13 protein-coding genes and 1 riboswitch are annotated in these 12882 nt (G+C 30.8%); of the genes, 6 read left to right on the top strand and 7 right to left on the bottom strand.

Going from position 1 to position 12882, the window contains the following annotated elements; all coding sequences use genetic code 11:
- Positions 1 to 55 precede the first annotated feature (55 nt).
- The 3 genes from KO500_RS13325 to purB all read left to right on the top strand — a co-directional run bounded on the left by KO500_RS13325 (position 56) and on the right by purB (position 2755).
- Complete coding sequence (locus KO500_RS13325) at positions 56 to 757, top strand: SIR2 family NAD-dependent protein deacylase (RefSeq protein ID WP_215957049.1); 702 nt, start codon at positions 56 to 58, stop codon at positions 755 to 757.
- Positions 754 to 1314 (top strand): adenylosuccinate lyase, encoded by a 561-nt coding sequence (locus KO500_RS13320; protein WP_215957048.1) that lies wholly within the window; start codon positions 754 to 756, stop codon positions 1312 to 1314. Before KO500_RS13325 ends, KO500_RS13320 begins: the two co-directional genes overlap by 4 nt.
- A gap of 97 nt (positions 1315 to 1411) precedes the next feature.
- Entirely contained in the window at positions 1412 to 2755 is a 1344-nt protein-coding gene (gene purB / locus KO500_RS13315) for an adenylosuccinate lyase (RefSeq protein WP_215957047.1), read from the top strand.
- Between the two features lie 71 nt (positions 2756 to 2826).
- On the opposite strand, the gene KO500_RS13310 is transcribed toward purB, so the two are convergent.
- The 6 genes from KO500_RS13310 to KO500_RS13285 all read right to left on the bottom strand — a co-directional run bounded on the left by KO500_RS13310 (position 2827) and on the right by KO500_RS13285 (position 6530).
- A complete protein-coding gene (locus KO500_RS13310; RefSeq protein WP_215957046.1) occupies positions 2827 to 3702 on the bottom strand; it encodes a mechanosensitive ion channel domain-containing protein in 876 nt (291 codons plus the stop codon).
- A gap of 158 nt (positions 3703 to 3860) precedes the next feature.
- Positions 3861 to 4397 (bottom strand): DUF4252 domain-containing protein, encoded by a 537-nt coding sequence (locus KO500_RS13305; protein ID WP_215957045.1) that lies wholly within the window; start codon positions 4395 to 4397, stop codon positions 3861 to 3863.
- 64 nt (positions 4398 to 4461) lie between these two features.
- Positions 4462 to 5007: a DUF4252 domain-containing protein gene (locus KO500_RS13300; protein ID WP_215957044.1), complete on the bottom strand. Its 546-nt coding sequence runs from the start codon at positions 5005 to 5007 to the stop codon at positions 4462 to 4464.
- Between the two features lie 34 nt (positions 5008 to 5041).
- Positions 5042 to 5584 carry a DUF4252 domain-containing protein gene (locus KO500_RS13295; protein ID WP_215957043.1) on the bottom strand — a complete coding sequence of 181 codons (543 nt, stop codon included), beginning with the start codon at positions 5582 to 5584 and terminating at the stop codon, positions 5042 to 5044.
- Positions 5585 to 5596: 12 nt separating this feature from the next.
- On the bottom strand, positions 5597 to 6034 hold the full coding sequence (locus tag KO500_RS13290) for a hypothetical protein (RefSeq protein ID WP_215957042.1): 438 nt from the start codon (positions 6032 to 6034) through the stop codon (positions 5597 to 5599).
- On the bottom strand, positions 6021 to 6530 hold the full coding sequence (locus KO500_RS13285; protein WP_215957041.1) for an RNA polymerase sigma factor: 510 nt from the start codon (positions 6528 to 6530) through the stop codon (positions 6021 to 6023). Before KO500_RS13285 ends, KO500_RS13290 begins: the two co-directional genes overlap by 14 nt.
- Before the next feature lie 206 nt (positions 6531 to 6736).
- On the opposite strand from KO500_RS13285, the gene KO500_RS13280 reads away from it, so the two are divergent.
- Positions 6737 to 8257: a S41 family peptidase gene (locus KO500_RS13280; RefSeq protein WP_215957040.1), complete on the top strand. Its 1521-nt coding sequence runs from the start codon at positions 6737 to 6739 to the stop codon at positions 8255 to 8257.
- Positions 8258 to 8314: 57 nt separating this feature from the next.
- Here the strand turns inward: KO500_RS13280 and KO500_RS13275 are convergent, their stop codons facing one another.
- Positions 8315 to 10174 (bottom strand): TonB-dependent receptor plug domain-containing protein, encoded by a 1860-nt coding sequence (locus KO500_RS13275; protein ID WP_215957039.1) that lies wholly within the window; start codon positions 10172 to 10174, stop codon positions 8315 to 8317.
- A gap of 72 nt (positions 10175 to 10246) precedes the next feature.
- Positions 10247 to 10451: riboswitch (cobalamin riboswitch) on the bottom strand.
- Between the two features lie 234 nt (positions 10452 to 10685).
- Here KO500_RS13275 and KO500_RS13270 point away from each other — a divergent pair.
- Positions 10686 to 11849, top strand: a complete 1164-nt coding sequence (locus KO500_RS13270; RefSeq protein ID WP_215957038.1) for an ABC transporter substrate-binding protein — start codon at positions 10686 to 10688, stop codon at positions 11847 to 11849.
- On the top strand, positions 11850 to 12878 hold the full coding sequence (locus KO500_RS13265) for a FecCD family ABC transporter permease (RefSeq protein WP_215957037.1): 1029 nt from the start codon (positions 11850 to 11852) through the stop codon (positions 12876 to 12878). It begins immediately after the preceding gene.
- Positions 12879 to 12882 lie beyond the last annotated feature (4 nt).

The following is a 12882-nucleotide window of genomic DNA, read 5'->3' as shown; positions in this document are numbered from 1 at the left end:
CGAAGATAATAAAAAATCAAAATTGTATATTTTTACAACAACATCAATTTCAATTATGAAAAAAATAGTTGTTTTAACAGGAGCAGGAATAAGTGCCGAAAGTGGCATTAAAACTTTTAGAGATGCCGACGGACTTTGGGAAGGCCATGATGTAATGGAGGTTGCTTCACCACAAGGTTTTACTAATAACCCAGAACTTGTTTTAGATTTTTACAATCAACGCAGAAAACAACTTTTACAGGTCTTACCTAACAAAGCACATTTAGCTTTAGCTAAACTAGATACGTATTTTGATACCACGATTATCACCCAAAATGTTGATGATTTACATGAAAGAGCCAACAGCAAAAATATTATGCATTTACATGGGGAATTATTAAAAGCTAAAAGCACTAAAGGTGACATTGACAAATCTATCACAGATTGTGAAAATGACATTTTTATGGGTGATTTATGCCCTAACGGACACCAATTACGCCCTCATATTGTTTGGTTTGGAGAAGAGGTTCCTATGCTCGAAAAAGCTATTGAAATTACAGAAAAGGCTGATATCCTAATTATAATCGGAACTTCAATGCAAGTATACCCTGCTGCAAGTTTGGTGAACTTTGTAAAACCCAATACTCCAATCTATTTTATAGACCCTAAACCAAGTGTTAGCAAAAATAGTTTCAACAACTTAACTATTATTTCTAAAACTGCAGTAAATGGTGTACCAGGTATTATTGATGATCTTATAAAAACTTATAAAAATTGATTAAAGAGGAATTATATCAATCTTTAAGCCATGTAAACCATTCGAGAGAGAAAAGAACTCAAATGGCAAATTTAGCTTTAGCTAATCCTGAAATAATTACACCCTTACTGGAAATAGCATTTTCTATTGATGACCCTATCTCTTCTAGAGCTTGTTGGGTACTAGAATTTACAGCAAAAGTACATTTGCCCTATATTTTTCCTTATTTAGATACTTTTACTTCAAAAATAGGAACTGTTTATTTACAACCATCTGTACGACCAATGGCTAAAATTTGTGAATACTTAATCAAATCCTATTTTTCAAAAGGTAAAAACAGCACTCAATTAGCTTTAACCGAAGTTCATTTAGAGCGTATAACTGCTACGTGTTTTGATTGGCTCATTGGCGAACACAAAGTAGCGCCACAGGCTTACTCCATGACCTGTCTGCTATTATTAGGTAGTAAATTTGATTGGATATTACCCGAATTAAAAATGATATTAGAAAAAAATTATGCAAAAGGTAGTGCTGCTTACAAAGCTAGAGCTCGATTAACTCTAGCTAAAATTAAGTAACATTTTAATCTTTATTATAAAACGTAATATTTTGATTTTTTAGCAACTACGGAATACTTATCTTTACTCGCTTAAAAAATCAAACAATCCTTATCACATGTCATTAACAAATTTGAATGCGATTTCACCGATAGATGGTCGTTACAGGAATAAAGTAGAAAAATTAGGCGATTATTTTTCTGAAGAAGCATTGATTAAATATCGTGTACTTGTAGAAATTGAGTACTTTATCGCATTATGCGAAATTCCATTACCTCAACTTTCAAGCTTTGACCATTCAAATTTTGAAGCTTTACGAAAAATCTACACTGATTTTTCAGCAACCGATGCGACTGCAATTAAAGAGATTGAGAAAACTACAAATCACGATGTAAAAGCTGTTGAATACTTTATAAAAGATAAGTTTGATGGTTTGCAATTACAAGCATTTAAAGAGTTTATTCATTTCGGGTTAACCTCTCAAGACATAAATAATACCGCCATTCCTCTTTCTATAAAAGATGCAATGAATGATGTTTACGTACCTCAATACCAAGATATTTTAACTGCAATTGAAAGTTTAGCGTCTGAATGGGATGCTATTCCTATGTTAGCTAGAACTCACGGTCAACCTGCGTCTCCTACTAGACTAGGAAAAGAAATTACAGTTTTTGCAGTTCGTTTAAAAGAACAATTCAATTTGTTGAATAATATACCAAGTGCCGCAAAATTTGGTGGTGCAACTGGAAACTATAATGCACACAAAGTTGCTTACCCATCAATTGATTGGCAAGCATTCGGAAAGAAATTTGTACAAGAGAAATTAGGTTTATACCATTCATTCCCAACAACTCAAATTGAGCACTATGATCATATGGCAGCTTTATTTGATGGTTTAAAAAGAATTAACACTATAATCTTAGACTTAGACCGAGATTTCTGGACCTATGTTTCTATGGATTATTTTAAACAAAAAATTAAGGCTGGCGAAGTTGGTTCTTCAGCAATGCCACACAAAGTAAACCCTATAGATTTTGAAAACTCTGAGGGTAATTTAGGTATAGCTAATGCTATATTTGAGCATTTAGCTGCAAAGTTACCTGTATCAAGGTTACAACGTGATTTAACAGATAGTACTGTACTAAGAAATGTTGGTGTACCTTTTGCTCACACTTTAATCGCTTTTCAATCTACCATAAAAGGTTTAGGTAAATTATTATTGAACAAAGAGAAGTTTGAACAAGACCTTGAAAATAACTGGGCGGTAGTTGCTGAGGCTATTCAAACAGTTTTAAGGCGTGAGGCTTATCCTAACCCATATGAAGCTTTAAAAGGCCTAACAAGAACTAATGAGAAAATAAATCAGCAATCTATTGCAAACTTTATTGATACTCTAAAGGTTTCTGACAGCATTAAAACAGAATTAAAACAGATTACACCAAGTAATTATACTGGAATTTAATTACTAGTTTTTATAAAATGAAAAAGACCGCAAATTGCGGTCTTTTTTTATGCTTAATAATTAATAAATTATTATTTATTAATCTGAACTTCATGTGGGTAAGGAATTTCGATTTTAGCAGCATCTAATGCTAATTTAGAACCTTCAATAGTTGCAAAATATACATCCCAATAATCTTCTGGCTTACAGAATGGACGTACTGCTAAGTTTACAGAACTATCAGCTAACTCTTCTACGTTTACTGATGGAGCTGGATCTTTTAAAACTTTTGGGTTAGCAACTAACATTGCTAAAAGCACTTCTTTAGCTTTCTTAATATCTTCACCATATCCAATACCAACTGTTGTATCAACTCTCATTTGCCCTTCAGCAGTATAGTTAATAATATTACCGTTTGCCATTGCTCCGTTTGGTACAATCGCTAATTTATTCTGTGGTGTAATTAATTTTGTAGTGAAAATTTCAATTTCTTTTACACTTCCTAAAACACCTTGTGCTTCAACTAAATCTCCAATTTTGTAAGGCTTGAAAATCATAATTAAAACGCCTCCTGCAAAATTTGATAATGATCCTTGCAATGCTAGACCTATAGCTAAACCTGCGGCTGCAATAACTGCTGCAAAACTTGTAGTTTCAACACCTAGTTTAGAAATTACTATAATAATTAAGAATATTTTTAGCGCCCAAGTTAAAAGGTTCATGATAAAACGCTTTAACGACTCATCATAACTTCCTTTGTCTAATACTTTATGAAGCGCACCTACTACTTTTTTAATTAACCATGACCCTACAATGTAAATGATAACTGCCATCAATATTTTTGGCCCAAAATCCATAACAAGGTCTATACCTTTATCCATCCATAATTTTGCAGTATCGCCACTGGCTTCAAGGTTATCGGTAATAACCTTTGTACTTTCTGTAATAACTTCTGTTGTTTCTTGCATAATTTCTAATAGTGTTTATTTAATATTATTAGTTAATAGTTGCCGAAAAATAAGAAATTGCTTTGATTTTTTAGGCCTAAATGAATAACTATTTACTTTTTAATAATAAAAAAGCCCATTCCGTAATGAAATGGGCTTTTTTATTAGTGCTTTTATACTTATTGAAACATTTTTGCTAAACTTTCTATTTTTTTACCATCTACATTTGATTTCTCTAATGTATTTATGAATTCAATTAAGTTTTCGGGCTTCATATTATTACCCAATACACGTACTATAACAAACCCTTTATCACTTGAGTCGCCGTATATAACAATCTCATCAATAGCTTCATCGTCCCCTAAAAATTTTATAGTCGCTTTACCAAATTTCGTATTCATCTTCATTAATTCTTGATACTCCTCACCTTTTAGTATCGCCTTTACTTTTTCTTTTTCTATGGTGAAATCTGCTGTATTTTCTACTGACTTTTTAAAAGCTAAAACATTTAGTTTTTTTAAAGATGATAATGCCTCTTCTTGCTTAGCAGATAAATCATCACTATTAATGTTTAACAAACTTGCTGGCAAATCAAAAGATATAAAATTAGGGTTCTCAGTATTTGCAACGAAATACTCTTGTAATGTTTCTTTTGATGAGCAACTAGACAACAATAAAACTCCTGCTATTACAAAACTTAAAATATATTTTTTCATACTATTATGTATTTTATAAATTCTTGAAACAAGCATTCTGTCCTTGCTTTCAGTTTATACTTATTTATTTACTTCTACTTGCTTTATTTAATTCTTTAGGCAAGTTCATTTTATTGGTCAGTGCTCCTATTTTATCTAGTGCAATATCACCTGTTAGTGATAATAAAACTGTTTCAACTTTTCTACCCTTTATTTCAACATCAGAATTACTAATACCTGAAACAAACATTAATAATTCTTTTACATGATTGCTGTCTTTACCTTCTTTAATATAGAATTTGACATTTACATCTTCGTCATTCACACGCATCAATTCCTCTAATTTTGAAGATTTTAAATACTTTTTTACACTCCCATACATTTCAGCAGATGCTAATTTATCTTCCGTAATAAATACTTTTAAACTTTTTAATTCTTTAGCGATATCTAAAAAGTCTTGTGTTTCTTTATCAGCATCTCCAAGTTGCAGTGAACTAACAAGATTTATCATACTCTTATTTACAATTACTGATGATACATTCTCCATATCTTCAAATTTGTCAAATAAAGATTGAGAATACCCTAAGAATGGCAATACTGTAAAGACTAAAATTAATGTGATTTTTTTCATGATTGTTCGTTTTTTGATTGATTAATTGATGTTTTTAATTATTTCTTTTTCCCGCTTCATTAAGCTCTTTTGGTAAATTCATTTTACTAGTTAATGATCCTATTTTATTTAAATCGATGTCTCCTGTTAAAGAAAGTAATACAGTTTCAACGCCTCTACCACCAGCACTTACATTTTTAATGCTTGTAATAAACATTAGCAACTCACTTACGTGATCTTCATCTCTACCACTTTTTATATAAAACTTTACATTAGCATCTTTATCTTTTACACGCATTAACTCTTCTAATGATGCTGATTTTAAATATTTATCCACTGATTTTGTCATATCAGCACCAATAGTTTTATCTTCTGTAGTAAACACTTTTAAGCTACTTACATTCTTAGCAATATCCATAAAATCCTTAGCGTCAGGGTCATCAACCTCTACATCAATTTTACTTAGAAGATTGAACATACTTTTACTAACAATTACCGAAGTAACCTTATCTGAATCTTCATATTTATCAAAGAAAGATTGTGAAAATCCTAATAAGGGAACAATACTGATTAAAATTATTATAAGTGATTTTTTCATGATTTCTGTTTGTTATTTATTGTAAATTTTTTGTTTGGTTTCTTCAAATTCTTTTAAATAAGCAACTTTTTCAGTTCCCTTATTAAAGTTTACAGCAAGTAAACTCAAAGCTTTTTTTGTTTGCTCATAGGCATATTCGGCTTGTGCTTGCTCTGCTTTTTTCTGTTCTATGTAATTATTACCAAAATAAATACCTAAAAGCACTACTGCAACAGCGGCAACACTCATCCATTTTCGATTCTTTTTAGATTCGCTCGTATTTAAAGGTATCTGTTTGATAAACTGTTCTTGCTTCGCATTTGCAAAATGAGCAAATAACGATTTATATTTTTCTAAATGCGGTACTACATTTTCATTTGAAAAATAAGCCTGCAAAATTTTTTCTTCAGCCACCGTAGTTGTAGCTTCAAAATACTTTTCTAGTAATTTTTCTATACTATTTAATTCCATAACTATGTTTTTGTACTAGTTTTTCTCTAACTGTTTTCCTTGCTCTAGATAATGCTACACGTATTGCTGTGGGTTGCATGTCAAGTATCTCTGCAATTTCATCATATTCATATTCTTCAACATCTCTCAATTGTAAAACTAATTTTTGTTGCTCTGGTAATTCTTCCATTATTTTCTGAACCCAATTTACGCTATCACTTGCTTCAACTTGCTTTTGTAAAGACGTATTATCATCGGTATAATTACTATGAACTAATTTTAAATTTCCTGCTTGTTTTGATTTTAAACGGTCTAAACAAAAGTTCTTAGTCATTGTCATCGCAAAAGCCTCTACATTTTTATAGTTGCTCATCGCATTATTTTTAGTCCATAATTTTAGTAATATTTCTTGTGTTGCATCCTCAGCTTCTTCACTAGAGACTAACAAACGTTTTGCTAACCTATAGAGTTTGTCTTTAAAAGGCATTACAACATTTAAAAATTCTACTTGTTTCATTATTGGTTGGGTTGTTGTTAAACCAGTATCATGTGGTTTATACAAAGAAGACGATACATTTTAGTTTTTGTTACAAGAAAAATTTATTTTGTTCAAATATGTAAGTAAAACTACTTATAAGCCACTCATTATAAATGAGCTCTAATTTAAATTAACAATATTTTAATTTGATAATTTTACGTAAATTGTTTGAAAAAATTCACTTTATGAAAAAACACTTATTATATTTATTAGTATTATTCCTTTTTTTGGCCAGTTGTAATAACGATGATGATTTAACGGAAGAAGAAAATGAAGAAGTTACGGTTACATTAGATAGTGAGGTTAATGAATTTATTTGGAAAGGATTAAACCATTGGTATTTATGGCAAGAAGAACAAACCGTTCTTAATGATGACTATTTTGCTAGTACTGACGATTTTTACACATATTTAAATAGCTATAACACCTCCGAAGGTTTGTTTGATGATTTAATTTACCAACCAGGCGTAGTTGATGATTTTTCATGGTATATTGAAGATATAAGTGAACAAGAAGATAGCTTTAATGGTATTTCAACCTCCTATGGTATTGGTTTTCCAGGAAGCTTAATTCGAGTAAGTGAAGATAATGAGTATGTAGTTATATATGTTGCTTATGTTGATGAAGGTTCTCCTGCTGATTTAGCTGGTATTGAAAGAGGTGATATCATTTCAAGAGTTGACGGTGAAACAATGACTTTAACTAATTATGCTATAATTAATAAAATATTTACAGAAGAAAATCTTTCTTTAGGCTTTGCTGATATAGTGGATGGAGAATTGACTCCAATAGAAGGTGAGGTAGAATTAACTGCAACTACATTTACTTCTAATCCAATCAATTATTTTGATGTGCTAGATGTAAGTAATACAAAAATTGGTTATTTAGTTTACAATAGTTTTACAAGTACTTTTAACGGCGAATTAGAAGATGTCTTTACTTATTTTAATGAACAAAGCATTACTGAACTTGTTTTAGATTTAAGGTACAATGGTGGTGGATCTGTTTTGACTTCTGATATTTTAGCAAGTATGATTGATGGTGGCGCAACTGCAAATTCTGATGCTTTTGCTAGTCTTGAATATAACAGTAAAAGAAGTGATCAAAACTTTACATATCCTTTTTTAGATGAAAACTATATTTATAGTAAAGATGGAGATTTTGAAGGTACTGAAGTGTTAACTAGATTAAATACGTTAAGTAGATTATATGTTTTAACAGGTAGTGGCACAGCTTCTGCTAGTGAAATGATTATTAATGGATTGAGACCTTATATGGAGGTTATTATTGTTGGCGAAACTACTGTAGGAAAAAATGAAGGTTCTATCACTGTAGTAGATGCGCCCGATGGTGATGATTCTGTTAAGTATACCGAAAGTGGCTCTAATTTAAATACCAGCCATACTATTGGGATGCAACCAATAGTTTTTCAAATCTATAATAGTCTTGGTCAAAGCGATTATACGTTAGGTTTCGACCCTGACATTTATGTTGATGAATATTCATACACTTCAGATATAAAAGCATTTGGAGATACTGATGAAGCCTTATTAAATGCTGCTTTAAATGATATGTTGGGTACTAGTACTGGAAAAGCTAGTCTTAGTAAAAACTCTAATTTTTCACGTACTGATAAAAGCATGAAACAACCTAAATTTTCTGCTGAAATGTACTTAAGAGACACTGAAAATTTAAAATTTAAATAAGTATTATTACATAAATAAAAAAAGGGTCAGAAATAATGCTTTTTATTTATGTAATAATTACAAAGTTAGATTAAGTCCTAACCTAAAGTTACGACCACGTGTTGTATAACCAATTACCTCGGTATACTCTTCATTAAATAAATTTTCAGCATTTAAAAACACTTTTAATTTATTTGAAAATAATTGATGACTAAAATATAAATTAACTAGTGAAAATGAAGATAGTTCCTCATTTAAAAACGTATTAAAATTAGTATCATAGCGTTCTCCTGTAAATGCATAGCTTAACGTTGCATTTGTATTATCTGAAATTTGATATGCTAAATTGGCATTTACTTTATGCTTAGGAATACGAATAGCAGTATCACCTGTACGTTCCGTAAAAGTATAATTACTACTTAAATTAAAAGATTTACAAAAAGACCAATCAAGTTCAACCTCTACTCCTTCTGCTTTAATATATCCATCAACATTCTCATAACCTAACGTACCATAAATTATAGTTTGGTTTTCATCTCTATTAAAATAAAGTGCACTTAATCTTAATTTATCATTGGAATATTCCAAACCTCCTTCAATAGTTTCACTCTCTTCAGGCTCTAAATCAGGATTTGCCCCAAAAAAACCATATAATTGAGAAAGTGACGGTGTAATATAAGACGTAGCATATGAGCCTAGAACTTTCACATAACCATTATCTAAACTATAGCTATATGATGGATTTACATTGTAAACTAAGTGAGAACCATATTCTGAATTATTATTAAAACGAGCTCCTACGTTTAAATTTAAGCCGAAAGGAGATACATATACTACATTTGCATAAGGGTCTGTAATTGTAATATTTTCAGTAGCTGCAAATTCAGATTCATCTTGAATATAATTTAATCCTAAAATGGTAAAAAATTGATCATTAAACACATATTTATTGAAAATATCTGCCGTATAATTATTACCTGTATAAGTAGAAGGAAAAGAACTTACACTCTCTGATTCATAATTTGTATAAGCCGCATTTAATTGAATAGATCCATTATCACTATACTTATATTCTGATACTAAACCAACTCTTTCTTGATCACTGTTATATAAATAATCTGCATCGTAATATCCAAACGATTCATCATATGAACTTCTATATTTGGTCTGATTAGCATAAACTTTTAAATTAAACTTTTCAGAAAACTCATATCCTAATTTTACATCCGTACTATAATTAGAAAAAAAGTCTTTTTCATTTTCTTCTGTTATTAAAGATGAAAGTCCATCAGAATACCTGTTTGAGAAACCCACCGAATAATTAAATTTACTTACAGTACCACTAACTAAAGCACTATTTGTAAATTCTGAAATATTATAGTTTTGATCACTGGCGGTTTGCTGTGTACCTAAGCTACTTTGAAAATTACCTGAAATATTTTTTTCAGACACCTTTTTAGTTGTAATATTTATAACTGCCGTTGCCGCATTTGTACCATAGAGTGTACTTGCCGCTCCTTTAATAATTTCAATTGATGCTACATTAGCTGTTGAAAGTAATCTTAAATCGTATTCAGATGACGTCGATGAAGGATCAGAAACACGAACACCATCAATAGTAACTAAAACTTGCTTACCACGTCCGCCTCTAACATATAAACCAAAAACTTCTCCATCTCTACTTCTACTTCCATTAATTTCAATGCCACTTTTGGTATTGATAATTTCCGCAATCGTCTTTCCTTGGTTGCGCTCCATTTCCGCTTCAGTAATTTTTATTACTGTCTTACCAGAATTTTCCCTTTTCAATTCAAAACGGGAATCACTTACAACTACTTCGTCTAATTTTTGGACTGTTGTTTCTTTTTGTTGTTCTTGTGCAATCAAACCTGTACTGGCTAAAGCTAAAGCACAAAAATTTAAAATTTTTTTGTTCATTTCGATTCATCGAATAAACGGGAGAATAGTATGTCTGTACCCATACGTAAACTTCTATCCCGAAAGTTTTACATTAGTTTTTTGAATCTGGCAGGTCTCCTGACTTACGTACTATCATTCACCTTCCCAAGTAAAAACTCAGTGGTATTTTGAAGAAATGATAGCCACCAATTAAGGCTAAGCTTACAGTTGCGGGAACAGCTCTAGAATTTCACTAGATTCCCTTTTAATCAACATATAAATAAAAGAATGTTGAACCAAAATTCGGCGCGAAGATATTGTTTTATGCTTCTAAAAAAAATATAAAAATGTTACTTTTTTTTATTCAGTTTAATTAACAACCATATAATACCAACAACAAAATGAAGTAGAATTATACCCGCAATTATATAAATTATGGTGTTTGAATTACTTCTCATTTTAAAATTTTAATTAAAAATAGTACGTTAAACAGTTTTAAAATATGACATTTGTTACGTTATTACCTATAAAAACACCCAAAATTAATCTTATGAGGTTTTTCACTACTATAATTATCTTCATACTACTTTTCTCTTGTAAAGAAACAAAAAAAGAACCTATAGAAAATTCACCTTTTAACTCTACTACTCCTAAAATTTCTGGTGAAACAATTAAATATGCTAAGGGCTTTAAAATTGAAAAACAAACCTCTGGTGTTACTATTATTACAATTACTTCTCCGTGGCCCAATGCTGAAAAAAGTTTCAAGTATGCATTAATCCCATTAGAAAAAGCCCCTTATATTACATTAAATAAAGATGAATATGATGCTATTGTAACAACTCCTGTAAATAAAATAATTGCAACATCAACTACACATATACCTGTTTTAGAATCTTTTGGAGTAGAAGAATCATTAATCGGCTTTCCTAGTACTGAATATATTTCCTCGAAAAACACGCGCAAGCTTATAACGAATGGGCAAGTAAAAGAAATTGGAAAAAATGAGAGTATCAATACTGAAATGGTATTGGAATTACAACCTGATTTAGTAATTGGTTTTAGTATCAACAATCAAAATAAAACCTATAACACTATACAACGAGCAAACATACCCGTGGTATATAATGGTGATTGGACTGAAGAAACTCCACTTGGCAAAGCTGAGTGGATTAAGTTTATTGCACCGTTTTACGGATTAGAAAAAAAAGGAGATTCTATTTTTAATGCCATTGAAAAAAATTACATTGATGCTAAATCAATTGCAAAAAAGGCCACTATAAAACCTACCGTATTGAGTGGTGCTATGTATAAAGATGTTTGGTATGCTCCAGGAGGCAACAGTTGGGCTTCACAATTTATAAAAGACGCTAATGCTACTTATATTTATAACGACACTAATGAAACTGGCAGTTTATCATTAAGTTGGGAAACCGTGCTTGAAAAAGGGCAACATGCTAATTTTTGGATTTCCCCTGATCAATTTACCACATATAGCGATATGGAAACTTCTAGTCCACATTACTCACAATTTGATTCATTTAAAAATAAAAACGTTTATTCATTTGCAAGTACAATTGGTGAAACTGGCGGCTTATTATTTTATGAATTAGGGCCTACAAAGCCCGATTTAATTTTGAAAGATTTAATTCATATTTTTCACCCTGAATTGCTACCTAATTACAAACCTTTCTTTTTTAAGCCTTTAAAATAAGTGAACCAACCAAAAACATATAAATTCTATTTTTTAGCTCTAGTGATTCTATTAGTAGTGCTATTCTTTGTGAATATTAGTTTAGGGTCAGTTTTCATTCCTATAAAAGAAACCTTTGCTACACTTTTTGGTAACAGCTCAAATACATCATGGCACTATATCATTTGGAATTACAGAATACCCAAGGCATTTACTGCAATATTTGTTGGTAGTGGTTTGTCCTTAAGTGGTTTATTAATGCAAACCTTATTTAGAAACCCATTAGCGGGACCATTTGTTCTAGGGATTAGCTCTGGTTCTAGTTTGGGTGCTGCACTGCTTATTATGGGTGCAGGTTTACTTACAAGTATATTTTCTTTTGATATATATAATAATGTAACGCTAATTATAGCTTCAAGTTTAGGAAGTTTCTTGGTTTTATTTGCTGTATTATCAGTCGCTATAAAAATAAAAGACACCATGTCTCTTTTAATTATAGGTCTTATGTTTGGTAGTATTACGGGCGCCGTTGTTAGTGTTTTATCGTATTTTACTACAGCTGAAAAATTACAACAATATACGTATTGGTCTTTTGGTAGTTTAGGAGATTTGTCATGGTCACAATTAGCATTACTAACGGGTATTTTAAGTATCGGAATTCTGTTAAGCATCATATCAATCAAACCATTGAATGCTTTTTTATTGGGTGAAAATTATGCACAGAGCTTAGGTATTCAAATAAAAAAATCAAGATATATTATTATTATAGCAACTGGTTTACTAGCAGGATCTATAACAGCATTTGCTGGGCCAATTGCATTTATAGGTTTAGCCACACCTCATTTAACACGACAAATTTTTAACACTACAGATCATAAAACATTAGTCCCTGCTGTATTAATTTTCGGAGCAGTAATTATGCTTATTTGTGATACTATAGCACAGTTTCCAGGCTCAGAAAGTGTATTACCTATAAATGCAATAACAAGTATTATAGGTGCTCCCGTAGTTATTTGGTTGCTAATTAAGAAACAAAAAATGGTATTTTAGATTA

This window comes from Cellulophaga baltica (assembly GCF_018861125.1).
In the GTDB taxonomy this organism is placed as follows: Bacteria; Bacteroidota; Bacteroidia; order Flavobacteriales; family Flavobacteriaceae; genus Cellulophaga; species Cellulophaga baltica_A.
Note: the sequence above shows the minus strand (reverse complement) of the source record. Positions and strands in the feature narration are given on the sequence as shown.

Coding starts and splice junctions, on each gene's coding strand:
- KO500_RS13325 (WP_215957049.1), top strand. CDS start 56: ATGAAAAAAATAGTTGTTTTAACAGGAGCAGGAATAAGTGCCGAAAGT.
- purB (WP_215957047.1), top strand. CDS start 1,412: ATGTCATTAACAAATTTGAATGCGATTTCACCGATAGATGGTCGTTAC.
- KO500_RS13310 (WP_215957046.1), bottom strand. CDS start 3,702: ATGCAAGAAACAACAGAAGTTATTACAGAAAGTACAAAGGTTATTACC.
- KO500_RS13305 (WP_215957045.1), bottom strand. CDS start 4,397: ATGAAAAAATATATTTTAAGTTTTGTAATAGCAGGAGTTTTATTGTTG.
- KO500_RS13300 (WP_215957044.1), bottom strand. CDS start 5,007: ATGAAAAAAATCACATTAATTTTAGTCTTTACAGTATTGCCATTCTTA.
- KO500_RS13295 (WP_215957043.1), bottom strand. CDS start 5,584: ATGAAAAAATCACTTATAATAATTTTAATCAGTATTGTTCCCTTATTA.
- KO500_RS13290 (WP_215957042.1), bottom strand. CDS start 6,034: ATGGAATTAAATAGTATAGAAAAATTACTAGAAAAGTATTTTGAAGCT.
- KO500_RS13285 (WP_215957041.1), bottom strand. CDS start 6,530: ATGAAACAAGTAGAATTTTTAAATGTTGTAATGCCTTTTAAAGACAAA.
- KO500_RS13280 (WP_215957040.1), top strand. CDS start 6,737: ATGAAAAAACACTTATTATATTTATTAGTATTATTCCTTTTTTTGGCC.
- KO500_RS13275 (WP_215957039.1), bottom strand. CDS start 10,174: ATGAACAAAAAAATTTTAAATTTTTGTGCTTTAGCTTTAGCCAGTACA.
- KO500_RS13270 (WP_215957038.1), top strand. CDS start 10,686: ATGAGGTTTTTCACTACTATAATTATCTTCATACTACTTTTCTCTTGT.